23 protein-coding genes and 1 tRNA gene are annotated in these 24,443 nt (G+C 42.6%); 15 read left to right on the top strand and 9 right to left on the bottom strand.

The genetic code is table 11. The features are described 5' to 3' along the window. The coding region (locus T530_RS0111810) for an IS3 family transposase (protein ID WP_038074589.1) at positions 1-283 on the top strand (283 nt) is incomplete at its 5' end. A 568-nt stretch (positions 284-851) separates the two neighbouring features. Here T530_RS0111810 and T530_RS0111805 read toward each other — a convergent pair. The 8 genes from T530_RS0111805 to T530_RS0111770 form a co-directional block, all read right to left on the bottom strand. Further along, positions 852-924: transfer RNA gene (locus T530_RS0111805), tRNA-Gln, on the bottom strand. A 25-nt stretch (positions 925-949) separates the two neighbouring features. Next, positions 950-1,228, bottom strand: a complete 279-nt coding sequence (gene spoVG, locus T530_RS0111800; RefSeq protein WP_009104022.1) for a septation regulator SpoVG — start codon at positions 1,226-1,228, stop codon at positions 950-952. Positions 1,229-1,255: 27 nt separating this feature from the next. After that, positions 1,256-2,125 (bottom strand): 4-(cytidine 5'-diphospho)-2-C-methyl-D-erythritol kinase, encoded by an 870-nt coding sequence (ispE, locus tag T530_RS0111795; RefSeq protein ID WP_038074638.1) that lies wholly within the window; start codon positions 2,123-2,125, stop codon positions 1,256-1,258. 87 nt (positions 2,126-2,212) lie between these two features. Continuing rightward, the gene (gene rpsD, locus T530_RS0111790; protein WP_009104019.1) at positions 2,213-2,806 is read right to left on the bottom strand and encodes a 30S ribosomal protein S4; all 594 of its coding nucleotides are present in this window, start codon (positions 2,804-2,806) and stop codon (positions 2,213-2,215) included. 294 nt (positions 2,807-3,100) lie between these two features. After that, a complete protein-coding gene (locus tag T530_RS0111785) occupies positions 3,101-4,369 on the bottom strand; it encodes a hemolysin family protein (protein WP_027729188.1) in 1,269 nt (422 codons plus the stop codon). Beyond that, positions 4,359-5,639: a hemolysin family protein gene (locus tag T530_RS0111780; RefSeq protein ID WP_027729187.1), complete on the bottom strand. Its 1,281-nt coding sequence runs from the start codon at positions 5,637-5,639 to the stop codon at positions 4,359-4,361. The genes T530_RS0111785 and T530_RS0111780 overlap by 11 nt, the downstream gene beginning before the upstream one ends. A 3-nt stretch (positions 5,640-5,642) precedes the next feature. After that, positions 5,643-6,668: a hypothetical protein gene (locus tag T530_RS0111775; protein ID WP_027729186.1), complete on the bottom strand. Its 1,026-nt coding sequence runs from the start codon at positions 6,666-6,668 to the stop codon at positions 5,643-5,645. A 100-nt stretch (positions 6,669-6,768) separates the two neighbouring features. Beyond that, complete coding sequence (locus tag T530_RS0111770; RefSeq protein ID WP_027729185.1) at positions 6,769-10,749, bottom strand: phosphoribosylformylglycinamidine synthase; 3,981 nt, start codon at positions 10,747-10,749, stop codon at positions 6,769-6,771. Between the two features lie 172 nt (positions 10,750-10,921). On the opposite strand from T530_RS0111770, the gene secG reads away from it, so the two are divergent. The 13 genes from secG (at position 10,922) to T530_RS0111705 (ending at position 21,806) form a co-directional block, all read left to right on the top strand. Beyond that, positions 10,922-11,278, top strand: coding sequence for a preprotein translocase subunit SecG (secG, locus tag T530_RS0111765; RefSeq protein WP_027729184.1), 357 nt, complete (start codon positions 10,922-10,924; stop codon positions 11,276-11,278). Between the two features lie 107 nt (positions 11,279-11,385). Continuing rightward, complete coding sequence (locus T530_RS0111760) at positions 11,386-11,853, top strand: PTS sugar transporter subunit IIA (protein ID WP_027729183.1); 468 nt, start codon at positions 11,386-11,388, stop codon at positions 11,851-11,853. A gap of 9 nt (positions 11,854-11,862) precedes the next feature. Beyond that, the gene (locus tag T530_RS0111755) at positions 11,863-12,183 is read left to right on the top strand and encodes a hypothetical protein (protein ID WP_027729182.1); all 321 of its coding nucleotides are present in this window, start codon (positions 11,863-11,865) and stop codon (positions 12,181-12,183) included. 33 nt (positions 12,184-12,216) lie between these two features. Further along, positions 12,217-13,230: a V-type ATPase subunit gene (locus tag T530_RS0111750; protein ID WP_027729181.1), complete on the top strand. Its 1,014-nt coding sequence runs from the start codon at positions 12,217-12,219 to the stop codon at positions 13,228-13,230. A 7-nt stretch (positions 13,231-13,237) separates the two neighbouring features. After that, a complete protein-coding gene (locus T530_RS0111745) occupies positions 13,238-15,226 on the top strand; it encodes a V-type ATP synthase subunit I (RefSeq protein ID WP_027729180.1) in 1,989 nt (662 codons plus the stop codon). A gap of 113 nt (positions 15,227-15,339) precedes the next feature. Further along, positions 15,340-15,654 carry an ATP synthase subunit C gene (locus T530_RS0111740; RefSeq protein ID WP_027729179.1) on the top strand — a complete coding sequence of 105 codons (315 nt, stop codon included), beginning with the start codon at positions 15,340-15,342 and terminating at the stop codon, positions 15,652-15,654. A gap of 12 nt (positions 15,655-15,666) precedes the next feature. Continuing rightward, positions 15,667-15,999, top strand: a complete 333-nt coding sequence (locus T530_RS0111735; protein ID WP_027729178.1) for a V-type ATP synthase subunit F — start codon at positions 15,667-15,669, stop codon at positions 15,997-15,999. A gap of 24 nt (positions 16,000-16,023) precedes the next feature. Continuing rightward, positions 16,024-16,665, top strand: coding sequence for a V-type ATP synthase subunit E family protein (locus T530_RS0111730; protein ID WP_027729177.1), 642 nt, complete (start codon positions 16,024-16,026; stop codon positions 16,663-16,665). Continuing rightward, a complete protein-coding gene (locus T530_RS0111725) occupies positions 16,662-18,437 on the top strand; it encodes a V-type ATP synthase subunit A (RefSeq protein WP_027729176.1) in 1,776 nt (591 codons plus the stop codon). Before T530_RS0111730 ends, T530_RS0111725 begins: the two co-directional genes overlap by 4 nt. Before the next feature lie 15 nt (positions 18,438-18,452). After that, the gene (locus tag T530_RS0111720) at positions 18,453-19,829 is read left to right on the top strand and encodes a V-type ATP synthase subunit B (protein WP_027729175.1); all 1,377 of its coding nucleotides are present in this window, start codon (positions 18,453-18,455) and stop codon (positions 19,827-19,829) included. Beyond that, entirely contained in the window at positions 19,826-20,452 is a 627-nt protein-coding gene (locus T530_RS0111715; protein ID WP_027729174.1) for a V-type ATP synthase subunit D, read from the top strand. Before T530_RS0111720 ends, T530_RS0111715 begins: the two co-directional genes overlap by 4 nt. 18 nt (positions 20,453-20,470) lie before the next feature. Beyond that, positions 20,471-20,959, top strand: coding sequence for a universal stress protein (locus T530_RS0111710; RefSeq protein WP_027729173.1), 489 nt, complete (start codon positions 20,471-20,473; stop codon positions 20,957-20,959). A 100-nt stretch (positions 20,960-21,059) separates the two neighbouring features. Continuing rightward, complete coding sequence (locus T530_RS0111705; RefSeq protein WP_027729172.1) at positions 21,060-21,806, top strand: J domain-containing protein; 747 nt, start codon at positions 21,060-21,062, stop codon at positions 21,804-21,806. An 11-nt stretch (positions 21,807-21,817) separates the two neighbouring features. Here T530_RS0111705 and map read toward each other — a convergent pair whose 3' ends face one another. Beyond that, complete coding sequence (gene map / locus T530_RS0111700; protein ID WP_027729171.1) at positions 21,818-22,591, bottom strand: type I methionyl aminopeptidase; 774 nt, start codon at positions 22,589-22,591, stop codon at positions 21,818-21,820. 99 nt (positions 22,592-22,690) lie between these two features. Between map and T530_RS0111695 the strand changes: the two genes are divergently transcribed. Further along, positions 22,691-24,160 (top strand): Do family serine endopeptidase, encoded by a 1,470-nt coding sequence (locus tag T530_RS0111695; protein ID WP_027729170.1) that lies wholly within the window; start codon positions 22,691-22,693, stop codon positions 24,158-24,160. The last annotated feature ends 283 nt before the right edge of the window (positions 24,161-24,443 follow it).

Genomic DNA, 24,443 nt, shown 5'->3' with positions numbered 1-24,443 from the left:
TCATGGCTGGCATTATAGACATATTTCATACAAAAACTTTCTGCGAAAAAAAGGCGCTGTACAAAGTATGTCCAGAAAAGGAAACTGCCTTGATAATGCAGTAATTGAAAACTTCTGGGGAACCTTGAAATCAGAATGGTTTTATCTTAATAAGTTTTCTTCAGTTGAAATATTTCTGGAACAACTAGAACATTACATTTATTATTTTAATTATGAAAGAGATTCAGGTGTCCTTAATTATCGGACACCTGTTGATGTTCGTAATGAAAAACTGGTAGCATAAAAACTGTCCAAAAAATTGGGTTCAGTTCAAACTCCGGGTTCGCTGCCGCTCAGCCTCCTCGCTCGCAAGCTCGCTGCGGTGGCCAGGCCCTGCGTTTCTCCCGCCGGGGGATGACTTTCAATTGGGAAGAAAAGGCTAGCAGAGGAAAGGGGCTACGCGAAAACAATTGTAAACGACACAAAAGCCATGTCATTATCGGGCTTGACCCGATAATCTATAGGGATGCTACGCGATTAAAATTGAAGGCGACGCTAACGTCCGCTTAAATGGAACTTACATTGTAAGAGGCATTCTGGCGGTTTTACAGTTTCAGATGCCCCGGGAGCTGGGAGATTGAACTACAGTTTTAAGCACGGATTCGCCGCGACGGTCGCGCACCTCCTGTGCGCTTCCTCTGCGGCGCCTCCGCTCGCTGACGGCGGCTTCCATGCCGCCTTTTCCTCGCACCTGCTCGGCGCTCACTTCGGTTCGAATCCTGTCGGCCCAGCGACTTACACGTTTTAAATAACGTTTAAAAAAGTAAAAACCACCGTAACTTTACTACGATGGTTTTTAATCTCTAGAAACGCTGGGCCGACAGGATTCGAACCTGTGGAATGAAGGCACCAAAAGCCTTTGTCTTACCGCTTGACGACGGCCCAATCTCTGATTTAGAGTCCTTGTATTTTACTCCGAATCGCCGCCAGTTTCAACATGTCCTGCATTGAATTCGGCAAGAATTTTGTCCTGTAATTCGTTTCTGAATTCGGGGCTGATAGGATGAGCTACGTCTTTATATTCGCCGTTTGCTGTTTTTCGGCTTGGCATTGCAATAAACAAACCTGTTTTTCCTTCAATAATTTTGACGTTATGTACAACAAAACAATCGTCAAAAGTTACCGTGACATAGGCACGTAATTTTCCTTCATCCTCAACTTTTCTGATTCGTAATTCGGTAATCTGCATTCTAACCTCCGCACAAATTAACCATCACTAAATAGTAGACACAAGTTTACAACACCACGTTTTAGCAAGCGAATTATATGCAAAATCAGCTTGTTGTTTTGAAGTAAACACACCAAATACAGTCGCCCCTGAACCTGACATTTCAGCATAGCAACAGTTAGTTTTTTCCAAAGCACCTATTGCATTTCGGATTTTTTCATACTTATCCGAAATAACAGGTGTAAACGTATTAATAAAAGTCCAATCCTGAACTGATTTATTATAAATAAACTCATATTCAGAAAAATCAGGACTTGTTATTTTCTTACCTTTTTCAAACGCATCATCAACCAAAGAATAGGCTTCCTTTGTTGAAGAATGAACGCCAGGAAAAATCATTACCAGCCACAAATCTTTACGAGGCTGAATTTGTTTGACCACCTCACCGCGCCCAGAAACAAGCGCACATCCGCTTCCTTTATCATCACAATGCATAAAAAAGAAAACATCACTTCCAGTTTTAGCCGCTATGTAATCTTTTTTTTCATCCGAAAGACGGAAGTCCCCGAGTATTTCCATTCCCCTGATAAACGCTGCCGCATCAGACGAACCACCTCCCAGTCCACCACCGGACGGGATTCCTTTCTTTATAAAAACCTCAACACCAAAAAGCTCTGATTCCAGAATTTCGCCAAGTGCTTTATAGGCAGAAGTTATTGTATTAACCTCAGGCAGTTCCATTGAATCACAGGTAACAAAGCATCCTTTCTTTTCAGAACGCTTTATAACAAGTTCATCAGACAAATCCACCGTCTGAAAAATACTTTCAATACAATGAAAACCATCATTCCTTTTAGGAAGCACAGCAAGTCCGAAATTAACCTTAGCAAAGGCTTTGACAGATATTTCCTGCATCATTTTTAAAATTATAACCTATATTTATCAGAAGTCAAAAAAAAAAGGCTGTCCTTGCGGGCAGCCTCTTTCGACTTTGAAAATTGCGAATTACTTAGAGTAGTATTCAACAACCATCTGATCATTAATCTGAACAGGGATGTCTTTACGCTCTGGCAAACTGATCAATTTTCCGCTGAAGTTCTGTTCATCACGTTCCAGGTATGGAAGTGGAGCTTTGTTGTCAGCAAGGAAAGTATCTTTGAACTGTGAGCTTTTGCGAGCTTTTTCTTTCAAAGAAATTGTCTGACCAACTTTTACTTCAAAAGACGGAATATTTACACAATTTCCATCAACAAGAATGTGGCCGTGACTTACCATCTGGTGTGCCATACGGATAGAATTAGCGAAGCCCATGCGGTAAACAAGATTATCAAGTCTTGTTTCGAGCAAAATAAGAAGCTGCTCGCCTGTTTTTCCTGACTTTCTTGAAGCTTTGTCGTAGTATTTTACGAGCTGTCTTTCAAGAATTCCGTAATAAGCCTTTACCTTCTGCTTTTCGATTAAGTGCATTCCGTAGTCAGAAATCTTTTTCTTGCTCTTGAATGCTGGGTCGTTAGCGCGGTCCAAAGCTTTTGGATCTCCACAAACGTTAACCCCTAATCTTCTACATTCCTTAAATCGAGGTGTTCTTCTGGTAGCCATTTGTAACTCCAATATATTTGTTTAGACCTGTATAAATACAGGTAGAATAATAGTTTATAGAATTTTGAAAATGAATTCAATAAGCAGATAAAGCTATTTTTACAAATTTAAGCAAAAAAATCTGCTTCCGGTCGAGGTTCGGAGTTCAAAATCGCGCAATAATGCGCTACACGTTGATTGCTGTAAAGAAACTATAATATCAGCCGCTTGCGCGGCTCTCCGTAATCAAAGTGTTTTTGAACCCCGAACCTCTCCCTCGCGCAGATTTTTTCCTTACTTCGTATAAGTTTCTTCTTAAACTATTATCTTAACCGTAACAATGCGGCGCTGCAAAATATCTTCCGTAATAAATACTGTCTTCCCAAACTTTATAACGTCACCTACCGACGGCAGATGCCCGATTTTCTCCAGAACCCAGCCGCCAAGAGTGTTCATGTCATCGCTTTCCAGGTTCAGGTTCAGATATTCGTTTATTTCATCAAGCTTAATGTCACCCGGCACAAGGAAGGTGTTATAGGAAATCATCTTGATTTTATCTTCAGCAGGAAGATTATCGTAAGAGTTTTCGTCAGTCATGCGGCCGAATACAGTTCGGATAATATCTTCCATAGTAACGATTCCGCTTGTAGAACCCTGTTCATTGAGGACAACAGCAAACTTATGCTGGTCAGTTCGGAACTTCTGCAAAACTTCAAGAACGCTCAGAGTTCCCGGAATAAAGACAACTTCCTTCTTTATTTTGCCGGCATAGCCCGCTTCTTCCTTATCAAAGCCGTCATCTTCATTAAAAAGGATTTCCTTATAATTGATGACACCGGTTACATTTTCCTTAAGCCCTTTATAAACCGTCAGCGTAGAAAAACGGGTCTTTTCAAACTGGGCAATCACCTGATTGTAGCTGGCATCTTCACTAACCATGCTTACAAAGTAGCGGTGCTTCATAATATCGTTTACTGTAAGGTCGTTAAACTCAATTATTTTATTGAGCATCTTGCGCTCGTCTTTTTCTATAGTACCTTCAGTTTCACCAACATCAATCAGGGTTTTCAGTTCTTCTTCTGTTACGCCCACAGAATCCGGCTTTATGATTTTTTCAACAATGCCAACTACAAGGTGGCTCATATGCTCAAAAAGCCAGACAAGAGGAAAAATCAGTTTCTGCAGGATAAAGAGGACAGGCGCTGAACGGCCGCAGTATTTTTCAGGATTGAGGGCAGCAGCGGTCTTTGGCACAATCTGAGCAAAAGTAGTAATAAAGAAGGCAGTTACAAAAGGCGCAATTCCACTTCCCTTGCTTCCCAAAAGGGCAATGGCAAGGGCTGTTGCAACGGCAGAAGTCAGCGAACTCAAAAAGTTTGTTCCAATCAAAACAACAGTCAAAAGCCTGTCCATATTTGATTTTAAGCGGGCTACAATTTTTGCATTCTTCTTTTTATGTTCAAGCATGCTTCTAAGCTTTACTCGCGGCAGGGACAGATAAGCCGTCTCCGACGAAGTAAAAAAGCCTACGCACTTTATGAGGATAATCAGAATTACAGCGGTAACAATATGCTTAATCATCATTACCCCGCCTGCGTCCCTTAAAAATGCGGACGCGTTCAATTCTGTGCGCCTGAATCTTCACAGCCTGAAAAATCCAGCCTTCATATGCAACATAATCGCCGGCAGTTGGAATACGGCCCAGTTTTTCGCAAATCCAGCCGCCGATTGTTTCATTTATATTTGAATCAAGTTCAATTCCAAGTGATGATTTAAGGCTTTTCAAAAGCACAAGCCCGTTAATCGTAAAGTCAGATTTATTTTCAACCGCATCGTAATCAAAAACCTTACCGCGAAGGCTCTTTTCTCCCGGCAGGGCAAAAATCTCGCGGGCAATGTCTTTTTCAGTAACAATGCCGTCAGTTCCCGAATATTCGTCAATTACAATCGCCATAGACTGACGGTTTTCAAAGAGCATAGTCTGAACTGAAGACATTTTTTTAGTCCCGATAATAAAAAGAGGCGGCCTCATTACCTCATTAATATCAAAAGTTTCCGGCTTATCCTTATAAAAAAGCAGGTCCTTCAAATAGATAATTCCCACAATATCATCAATAGATTTTCTGTAAACAGGAAAGCGGGTAAAACCAAGCCGCTGGGAAAGTTCCAGAATATCAGAGTAGGAAGTTTCAACGCTGACTGCATGGATTTTTGTGCGGGGAACCATAATATCCTGAGCCTCAAGGTCAGAAAATTTAAAAATCTGGTTCATAAAGCGGTTTGCATCTTCTTCTATAATACCGCTCTCTTCGCTCAAATCAAAAAAAGTACGGATTTCTTCTTCCGTGTAGGATTTTTTCTTGGAATCAACTTTAACACCGCCAAGGCGCAGGGCAATTCTTGCAATAAAAGTTACAACCGCAACAATAGGTGTCATCAGCCCGACGACGCACTTTACAAAGCCGCTCAAAAAATAGGCGATTCGGTCAGGACAGCGGGTAGAAATTGTTTTTGGGGTAATTTCACCAAAAATCAAAAGAAGGATTGTCGCAATCAGAGTTGCAATACCGACACCCTTTTCTCCAAAAGTACCCAGGGCAACTGTTGCAAGAATGGAAGAAACCAGAATGTTTACAATATCGTTAGAAACTAAGAGGGAATTTATAAGGCGTTCACGGTGCTCCAGAAGTTTTGCAATCCTCAGAGCCCGCTTGTTTTTCTTTTTTTTGAGGATTCTCAGGCGCAGCTTGTTCATTCCAAGAATCGAACTTTCCGAAATGGAAAAGAGCATGGAAAGAACAATCAGGGCCAGGAGAATTATAATCAGTTTTTTGGACGAGGCAGGGTCGTTCATCGGCTAGTTTTTACCGCCTGCCTGAGCGCCAGCAGCTCCAGCCGCATTCATTTTAGCCTGATAATCCTTAAAGTAATCAAGATTTTCCTTTACTTTAGGAGCAACAGCAGAATTTGGAGCCGCAGCCAGAGATTTTTCAAGGTAAGTAATAATCATTGGAAGACTTTCCTGTCCGCTTGATTTTACCATTACAAGCGCTGCCATGTAGTAAGCCTGCTGTTTTTCTTCAGCAGATAAAAACTTTTCCTTAGCCGCATTTACATAAGCGTTTACAGCACCAGCCGCATTGTTGTCATAAAAGCAGATCATTGCGTCGTATTCAGTGCGGGTGATAATGTACTTGCTCATAAGGCCAGATTTATTCTTTTTATCGAGGGAAATTGCTGTATTCACTAAATCAATCAGGAAGAAGCGGTATTCAGGCTGAGTTGCTTCAAAAATCTCATCAATTGCGGCAACTTTATCCAGTGGCTTTCCTGTCTTAGTTTTTGCAATCATGTCGCGGAGAGCCTTGTGCTTGTATTCATCAGCCTTAAGCGCTGCAATAAAGCCTTCAGCATTTTCATCACCCTTCAAAACCAGGTGACTAACGTAATAGCCTTCAGCAGTAAAAAGATAAACAGCCGGAGTAAATTCCGGGTTAATCAAAGCCGCAAAGCGCGAGTTTTTCTGCATATCTTCAGCAGCTTTTTTTGCCGCCTGCTGGTTTTCTGGAGTATCAATATCGCGGACAACAGTCTTTTCAAAAGCCGCCTGACTGAAATCCATGCCCACAAGCACGTAATCGCCAAGCTGATTCTGAACTTCGTCCGACTTTACAGTTTCCATAAAAGATGAGCTGAGTTCGTCTTCACCCTGCTGAGTGATAAAAATCAAGACGCCTTTATCTGATTTTTTTGCCGCAGCAAGACCAGAGTCTAAATCCGGGTAAAAGCCCTCATTCCCAGAAGCGAAAGCGGGCGCTGCGGCAAAAACTAAAGAAGACATAAAAAGGCTTTTTACCAGTGCCTTAAAAAAATTCTTTTTCATAAAAAAATCCTCTAATAATCATCCTACAACATCTGCAAAGCAGATGTTAAGCAAAGGTACGGTTCATTCGGAAGTTGGAGTTCCGGTTACGACCTTTGCATTATTTTGTAAAGTAAGCAACACCAGCTGCAAAGATATTCTCGCAGGTTGTTTCATCCTGATTTGTAAGAGGATTTCCAACAACGTTCTTGAAGAGGTCGTAGCTTGCACCGCCGTTTTCAAGACCGATTGAGCGCTCGTTGTGGCCCATCTTACCAAGAACGTGACCGTCTGGAGATGTAATACCTTCAATAGCAAATGCTGAACCGTTAGGGTTATCAGGCTCTGTAATTGCAGGAAGACCTTTTTCATCAACGTACTGGCTGAATACCTGTCCGTTTTTAAAGAGTTTTTCGGCAGTAGCATTGTCACAGACAAAGCGGCCTTCACCATGACTGATTGCAATAAGATGATTACGTCCGTCTACAACGCTTGGATGCATTGCCCAAGGAGTTGCGGCACTTACGATTCTTGTACGAACAATGCGGGAAATATGGCGGCCGATTCTGTTGTAAGTAAGGGTTGGCATGTCAGGAGTCATATCGCAGATTTCACCAGTTACGGCAAGACCTGTTTTTACAAGTGCCTGGAAACCGTTACAGATACCAAGAACAAGACCAGCACGCTTTTTAAGAAGATTCATTACTTCTTCGCTGATTTTTCCAGCCTTAAGAACGTTTGCAATGAATTTTGCAGAACCGTCAGGTTCATCACCAGCAGAGAAACCACCACTCAAAGCAAGAATCTGAGTATCTTTAAGTTCACGTGCAAGTTCTTCAAGAGATTCATTAAGCATCTCTGGATTCTTGTTACGGAGAACTAAAATCTTTGTATTTGCACCGGCAAGATTGAATGCACGTGCCATATCGATTTCACAGTTTGTTCCCGGGAATACAGGGAGCAATACTTTTGGATGTGATTTAGCTTCTACAAATGCAGGAGCCTTGCGAACATCGCTCAAAGATTTATGAACTGATTTTGCCCACTCTGGAAGTTCAGGCTGAACTTCTGCACCGCTTACCTGAGGGAATACATCTTTTAATGTGTTTTCCCAGGCTGCAACACAGTCAGAAAGTGCAATTTCAATAGAAGAATTTGTAATTCCTCCAATTTCTGCATTTTTTACAGTAATTTTTGCATCAGCAGTTGTAGTTCCAAGTTTTGTAAGAGTTCCTGCTGCAAAGCCTGCATTTTCAAGAGCTTCGCTTGTTTCTACAACAATGTTTCCGTAAGTTGGAACAAAGAGTTTTTTAAGGCAGCACAAAGCTTTTGCATCAATTTCTGCACCAGTCATATTACCCATTGCCATTTTCGTAAGGGCTTCTGCAATACCACCGGCAGCAACCGGGTACATAGCGCTGATTTTTCTAGCTTTGTTCAATTCGTAAAGAAGGTCGCTGTTTTTAAGGAAGGTTTCGTAATCAGGATCAAGTGCATCTGAGTAAGGAACACTTACAAGGTAAATGTTGCTGCCGGCTTTTTTGAAGGCACCGCTTACAACATTCTTTGCTTCATCGTGAGTTACGGCAAAGCTTACAAGTGTATGAGGAACGTTGATGTCTTCAAAAGTACCAGACATTGAGTCTTTACCACCAATTGAAGCACATCCAGATTCAATCTGAGCATTTACAGAACCAAGAAGAGCTGCAGCAGGGTATCCCCAGCGTTTTTCGTTCACAGCACGACCAAAGAATTCCTGGAAACTCAGGCGGCTTGTGCGTGCCTTACCACCAATACAAGTGATTTTTGCAAGTGAGCTGAGCACGGCAGTTTTTGCACCATGCCATGGAGACCAGTTTCCAACGCGAGGGTCAAAACCGTAAGTCATCAAACTTGCAGTAGAAGTTTCACGCGGTGTCATTACAGGAATCTTTGCAGACATACCAGCTTCCGGTGTGTTCTGATATTTTCCTCCATAAGGGAACAAAACAGTGCTGGCACCAATAGAACCATCAAAGCGTTCACCAAGTCCGCGCTGAGAACAGCAGGCAAGGTCACTGATATTTTTAAGCCATGCTTCTGTAAGATGATTTTTTACACAACCTTCGCACTTTACACCTTTGTTCAATTCTTCAGAAACTGAATCAAGAGGATTCAAAAGTGGTGATTTTTCTGGTTCAGCAGGGCTTTCAATCAAAGCTGTAGCTTCGTGGTGAGCACCGGCAGCATCGAGGAATTCGCGGCCAATATTTACGATTGTATTTCCGCGCCACTTCATTACAAGGCGGTTTGTATCTGTAACTGTTGCAACAACAACAGCGTTAAGGTTTTCTTTTTTAGCTTCATTGATAAAGCGGTCAACGTCACCCTTGCGAACAACTACAGCCATACGTTCCTGGCTTTCAGAAATTGCAAGCTCAGTTCCATTCAAACCTTCGTACTTTTTAGGAACTGCATCAAGGTTAATATCAAGACCAGGAGCAAGTTCACCAACGGCAACAGAAACACCACCGGCACCAAAGTCGTTACAGCGACGAATCATAAGGCTTACTTCTTTATTGCGGAAGAGGCGCTGAATCTTACGCTCTTCTACTGCGTTACCCTTCTGAACTTCTGCAGCGGCAGTTGTAACAGATTTTACAGTGTGAACTTTAGAAGAACCTGTTGCTCCACCAATACCATCGCGGCCAGTACCACCACCAAGAAGGATGATGATGTCGCCGGCTTCTGGGCGTTCGCGGATAACTGTATCAACAGGAGCTGCAGCAATTACGGCACCAAGCTCCATACGTTTTGCAACATAGCCCGGGTGATAGATTTCTGCTACCTGACCAGTTGTAAGACCAATCTGGTTTCCGTAGCTGGAGAAGCCCTGAGCTGCTTCGCGGCAGATTTTTACCTGCGGCAATTTTCCTTTAAGAGTTGCAGCCAGAGGAACTGTAGGGTCAGAAGCACCAGTAATACGCATTGACTGGTAAACCCATGAACGGCCGGAAAGAGGGTCACGGATAGCGCCACCAAGACAGGTTGCAGCGCCACCAAAAGGTTCAATTTCTGTAGGATGGTTATGAGTTTCGTTTTTGAACATCATAAGCCAGCGTTCAGTTGCGCGCGGATCATCAGCGGCAAGAGGAGCGCCTTTTTCATCAGTTGTATAATGAACATCAATATAAACAGAACATGCATTATTTTCTTCAGAAACTTCCATATCTTCAAGCTTTCCGTGCTTTTTAAGATACTTCATTCCAATCACAGCCATATCCATTAAGCAGACTGGCTTATCTGTACGGCCGGCATAAAGCTCAGAACGCATATCGTTGTAACTTTCAAGAGATTTTTTAAAGAGGTCTGAATAAGGACCATCTTCAATCTTGATGTCTTTAAGTTCTGTCAGGAAAGTAGTATGACGGCAGTGGTCAGACCAGTATGTATCGAGTACGCGGATTTCAGTTTCTGTAGGATCGCGTTTTTCACCAATAAAATAATCCTGAAGGAATTTGATATCGGCATGGTCCATGGCAAGACCCATTTTTACACGGTAGTCTTCAAGAGCCTTGTCATCAAATTTAATAAAGCCCTCAACAACAGGAATGTCAGCAGGATCTTCAAGCTGCATTTTCAGGGTTTCGGGCTTTGTTTCGTCAGTAAGTCGTGAATCAACCGGGTTCACAAGATAATTCTGGATTTTTTCAACATCAGATGCAGAAAGTTTGCCTTTCAAAAGAACAATTTTTGCACAGCGAACTACAGGAGGTTCAGAATTAGTCTTTACGCCTGTAAGACCTGCTCGCAGCAAAGAAATACACTGCTCAGCGCTGTCGGCACGCTGGTCGTACTGGCCAGGAAGATATTCCCAGACAATTTCTGTTTCATCCGCAGCCAGGTCAAGAGTTTCTGTAAAACACAAATCACTCTGAGGCTCGCTGAAAATGCGTGTTGCAGCAATTTTTGCAACTTCATCGCTCACATTTTCAACATCATAACGGTTGAAATAACGAACTCCAGTAACACTGGAAATTCCCAAAAAACTGTTGATTTCTGACAAATAGCGGCGGGCTTCGTTTTCAAAACCAGCTCTTCTTTCTACATATAAACGATACATGGAAGCATTATAGTAAAAAACACATATATGGGCAAACCTAAATGAAAGAAAAAAAATGGTTTCCGGTCGCGAAGCATTGTCCAAAACCGCGCGATAACAAATTGACTAAAAAGCCGTTTTTCATTATCATTTACAAACTTAATTTTAAAGAAAAATTTTTTGGAGATATAAAATGGGTACTCTTGGAGTTGTACTTTTAGTTGCATTTGTAATTGTATGTTTTCTTCTGGTTCTTTTGGTTTCTATTCAGGATGACGGAGAAAACGGAATGGGCGGTCTTTTGGGCGGACGCGGAACAGCCGCATTCGGAGCTCACTCAGCATCAATCCTTACAAAAACAACTTTCGTATTTGTAGTTTTGTTCTTTGGTCTTTCTTTGGGACTGGCATTAATCAACAAAAAGCCTTCAGTTGCAAAAGACCTGGTTGAACCAAGTGCTGTAGAAGCAACAACAGAAGAATCAACTTCTGCTGAATGGTGGAAATCAGAAGCTTCTTCAGAAGAAGCAACTTTGAGCGAAGCTGAGTAATTAAAAGCAGAACTTTTCAACTTTAAATTTGAAAATTCGATTTTCGGGTTTATAATGAATGAGTAAGCACTTAAGTGCTTACTCATTTTTTTTTGAGGAAGTGGAATTTGCTTACAGATTACATTACCCCCTCAGATATAAATCTGAATCTTGAGAGCACAGACAAAGAAGAAGCTTTTGCAGAGCTTACAGAAATGCTTGTAAAAAAATGCCCGGGCCTGAATCGTTCTGAATACATGAAGGCAGTAACCGAGCGTGAAAGCAAGTGTTCTACGGCTGTATTTCCAAAAGTTGCAGTTCCCCATGCCGTTTGCGACAGTGCCTCTAAAACGACAATTGTAGTCGGCATTAGCCGCGATGGCATTGAGTTTGAACCTCTTGAATCCGCAGATAATACCAATCCTGTGGTTAATGTCATTTTCCAGATTGTCTTTGAGCGTGAAAATACAGGAAGTCACCTGAATGTTCTTCGCGACATTCTTTATATAGTAAGCAAGCCTGAATTTTACGAAAAAATTCTCACCCTTAAAACTCAAAAAGAAATTTTTGATTTGTTCACTGAACTTGAATACTAGGAGTCTAAATTGGCAGAGCAAAATGATGAACTTAAAATGATTAACCATCTTCTGGAAGTTGAAAAGGACGCAAACTCCCTGATTTCTGAAGCAATGGAGACTTCCGAAAAAAAGATTTCTGAAGCAAGGGCAAAATACAACGCCGAATACAAAGAGAAAACAGAAAAAATCATTGAAGAACTGAAAAACAACTATGAAGCTTCCATAAAAAAAATAAGCGAAGAACACAACCTTATCATTGATGAGTTCAAGGCTTACCTGGAAGCAAAACCTCAGAACTATGAAGATTTTGTAAAGTTTCTGGACAAGAAATTTTTTAAAAAAGCATAAAGAGATTAAGTAAAAGATACAGGCGGACTTTTAATGGATAATTCGGCAGCACATTCTTACGTTTATGCAAAAGCAAGCGGTCTCTTGGGAAAATCCTTTACGGGAGAAAGGGCTTCTTTGCTATTTAACGTTAAATCGCTTTCTGAATTATGGTCTCTTGTATTCAGAAGTCAGCCTCCCCTGCTGCCTGAAGTTCTTCTGGCAAAACAGATTGAAACAGAATCATTTGAAAGACTGGTAAGTCAGTATGTTTATTTTTTAAGTCAGTTTGACAAGCCGGCAGAAATTCTCCGCCTTCCCCTCAAGGTTTTTGATGCAAACAATCTTAAAACTGCGGGAGCCGCCCTCTGCGTAGGAGAAAAAGACTGCCCTGAACTTTTTGATATAGGCGATTTTTCTGAATTTAATTTTGACGCCTGGCCTGATATAGCAAAAATTACGGAAGGCTCGGCTTTCAGCTGGTATAATACAGTTCCTGATATTCACGACCAGCAGAAAAATGAATATAAAATCGACATTCAGTGCGTGCACGACTTCTGGAGGGCAATTCATACCCTGAAGGGCGACGACTTTGACATTTTGAAAAACCTTTTCAGCACGGAATATATACTGAAAAATCTTGTCTGGGCACTGCGTCTGAAAATCAATTATCAGATGAGCAATGAAGAAATTGCTGAAAATCTGATTTATGTAACCGATGCCCCGACAAAAGAAGACCCGATTGCAGCCCCTGCCCTTGCAATTTTAGACAAGGAGCTTGACGTCTGGGAACAGTGGTCTGACTGGCGCTATGCGAGTCTCTTAAATCCTCATACTCCTGGTGAAATCTGGAATGTAGACCCGGCATGGGTAGAAGAACAGGGACGCCTGAAGTTTACAAGGCTTGCAATGCAGGCTTTTCACCAGCGGCCAATGTCGGTTTCATCCTTAATCGGATGGTTTAAAGTAAAATCTTTTGAACTTAGTTGTATAAGAACGGCGGTAGAAAGCCTGAGACTTGGAATAAGCAGTCAGGACGCTATGAATGCCGTTGGTATAAAAAAGTGAGGTAGGAATGGCAAAAACAGCGGCTATGAGTTTAATAGAACTGATGGTTCTAAAACAGGATGTTTATACAGTTCTCGAATATATTGGAAAAAAAGGTTCGTTTCAGTTTCAGGGAAAAAATTTTTCTGATGACAAAAAATCTGCTGCCGAAGAAGGAATTCTTGATTTTGACGTTCAGTATTATAACGAAATAAAAAAAGCCTGCGCGGTTCTGGATTTTACAGACTTCCCGACAGACCTTTCAGATTACAATGCGCCGGGAGAACAGGACAGAGAGGAAGCAAACAAATTCATTCTCGCCTTTAATGAACTGCAAAAGCGCCTTTCTGACGGCTCAGAAACCCTGGAAAAAGCAACAGAAGCCTACAAAGAAGCAATGGCCTTTTCAAATCTCCGAGTTTCTTACTCTGAACTTGAACAGCTTTCCTTTATCAGCTTGAAATTAGGAAAGATTCCTGCAGAAAATTACGAGCCTTTACGCGACTCACTTTTGAACAATGCCGTTTTAGTTCCTCTTGGAGATGATAAATCACGCATTCTTGTTGCATCTTCTAAAAAAGGACGATTTGCAACTGACACAATTCTTAAAGAATACGGATTTGCCCCTCTTACTATCCCTGAAGATTTTAAGGGTGTTCCGGAAGACATGCTTGCAGGTCTCCGTCAGAATAAGGAAGAAGCCGAAAAGCAGATGGCCCTGCTGGAAAAAGAAAAGAACAATTTTGCCGAAACTCATAAAATCATAATCAAAAGGCTTTTAGGCAATTTTGCAATCGGAAAACAGATTACTCAGGTGGAATCAACCTTACAGTCCACAGAGCTTGTATACAGAATCACAGGCTGGGTTCCGGAATCTGATTTCCCGGTTTACATGAAAGACCTTGATGAAATCACAGAAAGCCGTATCGCTATCAGAAAATACAGTCCTATGGAAGTTCCTTCTGTTATCAGCGGAAAGGAACAGGTTCCTGTAAAGCTTGAGCACGGAAAATTCGTAAAGAGTTTTGAGCGCATGATTTTCAGCTATGGCTCTCCTCTTTACGGAACAATTGACCCGACACCTTTCGTTGCAGTCTTCTTTACAATTCTCTTTGGAATTATGTTCGGCGACTGCGGACAGGGGCTTGTTTTCCTGATTGCCGGTATTTTAATGGCGCTTAAGATAATAAAAGTCGGCGGCTGGAATAAGTTTGCCCCGATTTTTATGGCAATCGGTATTACAAGTACAATTATGGGTCTCCTTACCGGCGAGTTCTTCTCTGATGAAAAACTTCTGGAACCTTTTGCCATGTGGGTAACTGGCCTTTTCGGAACGCCTCATGCGCCTATCATAAAAATGATGCCTTCAAGCGACCCGTCATCAATTATTGCCATGTTCAGCGTCTTTGGAGTTGCGGTTGCAATCGGTTTTGTAATCAATACAATCGGTTTGCTTTTGAACATCATCAACAACATACTCTTAAAACGCTACGATGAAGCCCTTTTCGGCAAAAACGGACTTGCGGGCGCCCTTTTCTTCTGGTATGTGGTAATTATGGTTGTAAGAATTGCAGCCTTCCATCACGCAATTGCGGCTTACGACTGGATTATAATAGGAATTACGCTTTTCTTTGCAGCCTTTGCTTCACCTTTTGAAAGGGCAATGCGCCACGAAAGTCCTCTTCTGGAAAACGGATTCGGCACTTACCTTATCAGCGGCGTTGTAGAATTAATTGAAGTAATTTCGGGATATCTTTCTAATACCGTAAGCTTTGTGCGTGTTGGTGCCTTTGCACTTTCTCACGCTGTTTTGGACTTTTTGATTTTAACTTTGACAGAGCTTTGCGGCGGGGCTGGCGGACTTGCAATTTTAATTGTAGGAAACGCCATCATCATAGTTTTGGAAGGAATGATTGTAGCAATTCAGGTTATCCGATTGCAGTACTATGAGTTCTTTTCAAAGTTCTTCCATGAAACTGGCCGGGAATTCCAGCCATTTGTATTCAAGTGTGAATAAGATCGTCGGGTCAAGCCCGACGATGACAGAAAAAATAAACTGTCATTCGATGACAGGAGAATAATCTGTCATTATCGGGCTTGACCCGATAATCAAAAATATAGGAGCGTTGTATGAAAAAAAAGATTTTTGCATTTATGGCAGTTCTTGCCTGTGTAAGCGCAGCAATTTTTGCAGAAGAAGCAGGAGAACCTGCAGCTGAAGCAGCCGGATTCCTTGCAGGAGGAATTAAGTATATTGCAGCAGCTGTTGCAGTAGGACTTGCCTGCATTGCCGGTGGTATGGCAGTAGGAAAAATCGGTTCGGCAGCAATGGGCGCAATGAGCGAAAATCCTGAACTTTCAGGAAAGGCACTTCCTTTTGTAGGTCTTGCAGAAGGTATCTGTCTTTGGGGAATGCTCGTTGCAGTATTGATTTTGATTCTGTAGATTTTCAGCAAAATGAAGTTCTACATAATCGGCGAGCGCGAGCTTGTACTTGCCTTCAAACTGACAGGCGTTGACGGAACTATTGCCGAAAACCGCAATGATGTCCTTAATGCCTTCAACCGCATTACGGGAAAGGGCGGAACGGCAAATATACCGACGGGCGAAGTTCCAAAAGTTCTTATACTTACGGAAGGAGCCGCCAGTCAGATTGAAGAAGAAGAGCTTGCGTGGCAAAAAACAGGAAATTTTCCTCTGATTGTTGAAATTCCGGGACTTAACGGACACGTTAAGGGCAGGAAGATGCTTAGTGATGCAATTAAGCAGGCAGTTGGAGTGGAAGTTTAACTTCAGATAAAACAGGATTTTGAGATGGAAGAATTAAGGTCTACAGAAATTCTTGACAGAGAAATTCAATCTGACGCACGAAAAAAAGCAGAGAATATACTCAAAAAGGCAGATAAGAGCTGCGAAGATATTCTTAATTCTGTTGAAAAAGCAATTAATGAAGCTCGTAAGGCAAAGGAAGATTTATACAAGAAAAAAATCGATGCCTTCAAAAAAAATCAGGACTCTTCTATTCCGCTGGAAAAGGAGCGTTTTGAAGTCTCATTTGTTCAGAAATCAATTATTGAAAATATAAATAAATATCTGGAAGCTTTGGGGCAGGAAAAGCGCATGGAACTTGTACTTGCCCGGCTTGAAAAAACTGAGGAAGCAAATCTGCTTGCTGAAAAGAAACTCAACGCCTTTGTTTACGGTTTTGATGCAGCAAAAATGCAGAAAAAGCTTTCAAAGCTCTACGGAAAAAATCTCTTGAAATGCGAAAGCACAGATTTTGGACGAGTTTCAGTTGAAGATGATTTGATTTCGCTGAAAGAAGGTGTAATTCTTGAAAGCGATGATAAAAACTGCCGCATAAGACTTACTTTAAGCGAGCTTGTAAATCAGCTTTTTGAAAATCATCGCGAAGAACTTTGTAATGCTCTCTTTGGAGCCGGAGGTTTAGCATGATAGAAGGTAAAATAACTCGAATTTCCGGCCCGATTGTATATGCAGAAGGTCTTGACGGCTGCGGTCTTTACGACGTAGTAGACGTTGGCGAAAAACGCTTAATCGGTGAAATTATCCGCCAGAACAAGGGAAACGCAACAATTCAGGTTTATGAGGAAGATACTGGTCTTTGTATGGGAGAAAAGGTTGTCTGTACCCAGCGTCCTCTTTCCCTGCGACTGGGGCCAGGCCTTGTAGGAAACATCTACGACGGTATTCAGCGTCCTCTTAAGGATATGTATGATGCTTCAGGCGCATTTCTGCTTCCCGGTGAGCGAACAGAACCTCTGGACGTAAAAAAAGTCTGGCATTTTGATGCGGCAGAAGGCGTTGAAAAAGGCACTGCCATAAAACCAGGCTTTGTACTTGGTACAGTAAAGGAAACAGAATCAATTACCCAAAAGATTATGGTGCCAAGCGACATCCGCGGACGCAGCCTTAGAATTTTTGCAGGAAGCGGCGACTACACCGTTGATGATATAATCGGCGTTACAGAACTTGATGAAGAAATCCGTCTTGCCCACTACTGGGCAGTAAGAAAACCTCGTCCTTACAGCCAGAAACTCAGCGTAAGCGAGCCGCTTATTACAGGCCAGCGTGTAATTGATGTCTTCTTCCCGCTCAGTAAGGGAGGAACAGCGGCAATTCCAGGAGGATTCGGAACCGGAAAAACCATGACCCAGCATGCCATTGCAAAATGGTGCGATGCAGACCTTATTGTTTACATCGGCTGCGGAGAACGCGGTAACGAAATGACGGAAGTTCTTTCTGAATTCCCGGAGCTTATTGACCCAAGAACCGGACGCTCGATCATGGAGCGTACAATTCTGATTGCAAATACTTCCAACATGCCTGTTGCGGCGCGTGAAGTTTCACTTTATTCAGGAATTACCCTTGCAGAGTATTTCCGCGATATGGGAATGCACGTTGCAATTATGGCTGACTCTACTTCGCGCTGGGCAGAAGCCTTACGTGAACTTTCGGGCCGAATGGAAGAGATGCCGGCAGAGGAAGGTTTCCCGGCATACTTACCTACCCGCCTTGCTTCATTCTATGAACGCGCTGGCCGTGTAACCAGCCTTGAAGGGCAGGAAGGAAGTGTTTCTATTATCGGTGCCGTTTCACCACCGGGCGGTGACTTTTCTGAGCCGGTTACCCAGCATACAAAACGCTTTATCCGCTGTTTCTGGGCCCTTGACCGCGAGCTTGCAAATGCCCGCCACTACCCTGCTATCGGCTGGATTGATTCCTATTCCGAATATGCAGATGAAGTTAAGGACTGGTGGGAAATCAATAATCCGCTTTGGGGAACACTGCGTCTTGAAGCAATCAATCTTCTTAAGACAGAAAACCGCCTGCAGCAGATTGTCCGCCTGATTGGACCTGATGCCCTGCCGGACAGCGAGCGTCTTGTACTTAAGGTTGCCGATATGATTAAAAACGGCTTCTTACAGCAGAATGCCTACGACGACATAGACAAATACTGTTCTACAGAAAAGCAGATTGCAATTCTGGAACTGATTATGGACTACTTTAAGCTTGCTCTGACCTGCATTAAGGCGGGAGCCCCGCTTGTAAAAGTAGCATCGCTTCCAGTTTGTGATGAAATTGTGCGAATCAAAATGGTTTACGCAAATGATGAAATGGACAAGATTCAGAAAGTCCAGGATGCACTCCACGCCCAGATTGGTGAAGTTGAGCGCACTTATTCGGCAAGAACTGCCGCTGTATAAAGGGGGAGCCAGCATATGAAAGGTGTTGAATACAGAGGCGTTACTTCGGTTGACGGCCCGATTATAGTGTTAAAAAGAACTGAAAATGTCTTTTACAACGAAACTGTCTGCGTCCGCGACCGAAGGGGTGAAAAACGCACAGGAAAAATTGTAGATATCAGCGATAAGGCTGTCGTTGTTCAGATTTTCGGTTCAACTACAGGTCTTGATCTGGATGAAACCTCATTTGAATTTTTACAGGAACCGCTGGAACTTCGCGTCGGTGACGGTCTTTTGGGACGCGTATTTAACGGACTTGGAGAACCGATTGACGGCTACCCCGCAATCATCTCTGACAAAAAGATGAATGTAAACGGAAATCCTATTAACCCTTATGCACGAATCTATCCGAGAGACTTCATTCAGACCGGTATTTCTGCAATTGACGGAATGAACAGCCTTGTACGCGGACAGAAGCTTCCAATTTTCAGCGGAAACGGTCTTCCTCACAATAAGCTTGCGGCCCAGATTATCCGTCAGGCTAAGCTGCGAAACAGTGATGAAAAATTCGTAATGGTTTTTGCGGGAATGGGTATTAAATACGACGTTGCAAAATTCTTCGTAGACACATTTGAAGAGTCCGGAGTTTTGAGCAATGTAGTTATGTTCCAAAGCCTTGCAGACGCGCCTTCTATCGAGCGTATCATCACTCCACGCTGTGCCCTGACTGCGGCAGAATACCTTGCCTTTGAAAAAGGAATGCACGTTCTTGTCGTAATGACAGATATGACAAACTACTGCGAAGCTCTGCGGGAAATTTCTACAACCCGCGGTGAAGTTCCAGGACGTAAAGGTTACCCTGGTTACCTTTATTCAGACCTTGCAGAGCTTTATGAACGAGCCGGAAAAATCAAGGGCAGCGAAGGTTCAATCACTCAGATTCCAATCCTTACAATGCCGAATGATGATATTTCGCATCCTATTCCAGACCTTACGGGGTACATCACCGAAGGTCAGATTGTACTAGACCGCGAAATGAGCCAGAAGGGACTTTACCCGCCTGTAAGCGGACTTCCTTCACTCAGCCGCTTGATGAAAGACGGTATTGGTCCGGATATGACCCGTGAAGACCATGCAAACGTTTCGAGTCAGCTTTTTGCCTCTTACTCAAAGGTAAAATCTATCCGAAACCTTGCGGCAATTATCGGTGAAGAAGAGCTTAGCCCTCTTGACCGCCAGTACCTTAAATTCGGCGAAAGACTGGAAAAAGAATTCTTTGGACAGGACGAATACGAAGACAGAACTATTGAACAGACTCTGGATTTGGGCTGGAAACTTCTGGCAGGACTTCCTCGTGAAGAACTCACCCGAATTAAACCTGAATTCATAGATAAATACATGGGAGCTCAATGAAACTAAACATTGCACCGACAAAATCTAACCTTCTCGCAATGAAAGAGCAGCTGGCAGTTTCTACCAACGGTTATGAACTGCTGGAAGAAAAGCGCGAAATTCTCGTACGCGAGCTTATGCATCTTGTTGAACAGGTAAAGCTTTTGGAAAAGGATATTGAAAAGGTGACCGAAAAGGCATATCCGGCGCTAAAACGCATGCTTATGCTGGACGGAGCTGACCAGATTGAACGTATTTCTCACGCGGTTCATTATGATTTTGAAATGACGGAAAAAAAAGTAACTGTTGGGGGAATGAGTTTTTCTTCGATTGACGTAAACATGCCTAAAAAGGAACTTTTTTATTCTTTCAACGGCACTTATGCAAACACCGACGCAGTTATCAACCGTTTCTTTGAGCTGCTTTCTCTTCTGACGCAGATGGCTTCCATCAGAACTATTGTATGGCGTCTTGCAGAAGAGGTAAAGAAAACTCAGAGACGTGTAAATGCACTTGATAAAATGATTATTCCGCAGACAACAGAAACTAAAGCTTATATAGAAAGCGTACTTGAAGAGCGTGAACGCGATAATACATTTGTACTTAAAGCTCTGAAAAAGAAGGCAGAAAGAAATCAGGGATAGAATAGAAAGAGGTAGCAGATGGCGAAAAGTTTTTTTGAGAAAATTCTGGTAGCGATTAACGGAAAACAGTCTTCAATCGTAACGGCTATGTATGCAATTATGATGGCAAAGACCTACAATCTTGAACTGCGCTTTGTTTTTGTAATTGATACTGCAACCATTAAATTTCTTTCTATTAATAAACTGATTATATCTGAAGACCTGGAAGAGCGGCTTGAAGCAGACGGCAAGCGCTATCTTGAATATGTAGAAATGCTTTCTTCTTCTAAGGGAGTAAAATGCGAAAAGGATTTACGCAAAGGCGGAGTTTTTTCTGAAGTTGTAAACTCAGCCCAGGAATTCGGAGCTGACTTGATTTTAATCGGTGGAAATATGCGCGAAGTTGATAAGGGTGGAATCAAGCACAACCTTTTGACCAGCGCAGAAAACGGAATTCTTTCCAACGCAAAGTGCCCCGTAATGATTGTTCAGAAACCTAATATTGAAGCAGAGTTCAAGATCTTCTGACGGTGATGGCGAGAAAAAAATAACGTCTGAAATGACAGTTTTGTTATCGCCATCTTCTTTTGCTTCGCAAAAGTTAAAAATTGCACTATAATTCCCAAACATGACAGACTACTATAAGATACTTGGTGTCCGCCAGAATGCGACTTTAAGCGAAATTAAGCGCGCCTACCGTGAAAAAGCAAAACTTCTCCACCCTGACCTTTCGGGCGATATTACCCTTCGTGACAAATTCGAACAGATTGTAACAGCTTACCGCGTCCTTTCTGATGCCCGCCAGCGCACTATTTTTGACGAATCCTTCTTCATGCGTTTTGGCCGCAACTATCACCACAGAGATACCTTTGACTATTATACCTGGCTCAGCGAACGTGAAGATGAAGAAAGCCGTTCCAAGCTGATTTTTTATACCCTCATGCACCAGAAGGAAGATGAAGCTGTTGCCGAGTTTAAGCGCATGCAGATGAATCACGCGGATTTTTCACTGAAGAAATGGTTCAGCCGCGAAGATTTTATGGATTACGGTTACATTCTTGCAGAAGAGCTTGTAATCCGCGCAGAATATTATGATGCCTTTTTACTTCTGGAACAGATTATCAAAATGGAATATTCCTTTAATTATTTTAAAATTTTCTTCCCTGAAGTAATGGATTTTACCTACGGCATTCTTAAAAACAATATCGACGGCGTTATAAATGATGAGCTTGCTCTGGATGTTTATGAACGCGCCCTAGATTTAGGCTTTGGAAAGGCCGCCGACAGATTCTTTTTACAGAAAATGTCGGAGGAATATCTGCGCATAGGCGACGAAGCGACAGCAGAAATCTGTTTCAACGCTTCTCAAGCCTAAGTTGCAGGATTTTATTTCAATACGCTCTGACCGTTATAGTCCAGGTCGGTAAGAACTTCGGTGTGGTCTTCAAATACAGCAACAGTGTGCTCTTCGTGGCAGGAAATGCTTCCGTCAGCAGTAAGAACAGTCCAGCCGTCTGCAGCAGTTTCTACATCAGCAGTACCAATATTAATCATCGGTTCAATGGCAAGTACCATTCCAGGAACAATGCGGGGGTTAGCGCCGCGGCTAGGACAGTTTGGAACGCTTGGGTCTTCATGAACATCAAGGCCAACTCCGTGTCCGCAGTAGTCGTAAACAACACCGTAACCGTTTGCAGTGGCAATATTGTAAACGGCATTTGAAATGTCGCTGATGCGGTTACCGACAACGCAGGCTTTGATTGCGGCATCAAGACATTCTGCAGTTACCTTCTGAAGCTTGCGAACTTCTGGCTTAGCGTTTCCAATCAAAAGCGAGTGAGTTGTATCACTGATATAACCGTTCAAATCAATTCCAACATCAAGGCTTACAAGGTCACCATCCTTTACAATGCGCTTTTTTGAAGGGATTCCGTGAATAACTTCATTATTAACGCTGATACATACTGCACCAGGGAAATCTTCACGCGCCCAGGCTGGCTTTCCGCCGTGTCCAACAATATAATTCTTAAAAAGATTATCGATATCCTTTGTGCTCATTCCTGCGTGGATTTTTGGAATAAGCTCGTTAAACATATCTGCTGTAAGATGGCAGGCTTTTCTAATTCCATCAATTTGTTCTTCGTTCTTAATATAAATCATGATTTGCCTCTTGTGTTATATTAGCATAACAGCGTTTTTTTTGTAACTAAATTTCAAAATTAATATTATATTTATAGAAAGTAACTTTGAGAGGTTAATATGAATAAATACACAAAACAAATTTTTGCCGCGGGAGCAGCCCTGGTATTCTCTGCCGGATTATTTGCCGCCCCTGCAAAAACTGCAGCCCAGGCTCAGGCTTTGAGCGTTGTGGAAGCATTCCAGACAACCTTCCGTTCTATAAGCGATACTCTTTTGCCGTCGGTTGTAGAAGTTGACGTAACTGAAAAAAGGACTTACACAGATCCTTTCCAGGGCTTTTCAAGTCCATTCGAGTTCTTTTTTGGCCGTCCAGACCCTGAAAACGACAGAAAAGATAACAAAGACAATATGGACAACAAAAAGCGCGAACGCGAATACGAACAGAAGGGACTTGGTTCCGGTGTAATTGTACGCCGCACAGGAAACACTCTTTATGTTCTGACAAACAACCACGTTGCTGGCGCCGCTACAAAAATCAACATCAAATTGAACGACGGCCGTTCTTTTGAAGCAAAGCTTGTCGGCGCTGATGAACGCATTGACGTAGCTCTTGTTTCTTTTGAATCTGATGATAAGACAATTCCAGTTGCAACACTTGGTGATTCAAGCAGCGTAATGCCTGGCGATATCTGTATGGCATTCGGCGCTCCTCTTGGCTACGCTCAGTCTGTAACACAGGGGATTGTCAGCGCAACCGGCCGTTCAGAAGCTCATATGTCCAGCATCAGCGACTACATTCAGACCGATGCCGCAATCAACCAGGGAAACTCTGGTGGTCCTCTTGTAAACATTTACGGCGAAGTAATCGGTATTAACACATGGATTGCTTCTCAGTCTGGCGGTTCACAGGGGCTTGGCTTTGCAATTCCAATCAACAACATCAAAAATTCAATCGATGCCTTTATTAAGGACGGAAAAATCACTTACGGCTGGGTTGGTGTAAGCCTTCTTGAACTTACAGACGAATACAAAAAGCAGCTTGGTGTAGAAGGCATTGAAGGTGCCTTTGCCGCAGAAGTATATTCTAACGCTCCAGCATTCAAGGGCGGACTTAAACCTGGTGACTACATTGTTGAATTGAACGGAAAGCCTGTTAAGACTGTAAATCAGCTTGTACGCGAAGTTGGAAGCCTTCAGACTGGAAGTACAGCAACCTTTACTGTAATCCGCGGCGGAAAGCGTCTTCCTATGATTAATGTAAAGGTAGAAGAGCGTCTTAAGGATGTTTCTAACCTTAACAACAAGCTCTGGCCAGGATTTATTGCAGCTCCTCTTACAGACGACATTAAAGAAGACCTTAAGATTGATGATAAGAAGCTTAAGGGTGTTGTAGTAACTGCAGTCCAGGAAAAATCCCCAGCTGCCGCCCTCAGACTTCAGAATGGAGATGTTATTACTGCTGTAAACGGAAAGGCTGTAAAAGATGTTTCTGAGTTCTATGCAGAACTTGCTAACGCTCAGAAATCTGTAAACTTTGATGTTTACTCTAACGGCGGAACAATTACAACAGGAACTTATAAATTCTAAACGGAAATGCTCTCGCGGGGAACCTTAATTTGCTCCGCCGAGAAATGCAGGAACGCGGTAACGAAAAAGCTAATCTTATTCGTTACCGCGTTTTTTTTATGGGTAGCGTTCTGATAGCGTTTCTATGCTCCGCAAATCAAGAACCCCCGCTACGCATTTCCGCTTCGAGCATAAAAAAAGCACCTCCGTAGTGGAAGTGCCTTTTCTATTTGCAGCTGTGATTAGTTACTAATTAGAGTACGCAGATTGGAACACAGGCGGCGATTTGCCCTAAGATTGCGAG

Origin of the sequence: Treponema sp. C6A8 (genome assembly GCF_000619925.1) — a bacterium.
Taxonomy (GTDB): Bacteria; Spirochaetota; Spirochaetia; order Treponematales; family Treponemataceae; genus Treponema_D.
The sequence above is the reverse complement of the archived record's forward strand: the minus strand, read 5'-3'. Positions and strand labels throughout refer to the sequence as shown.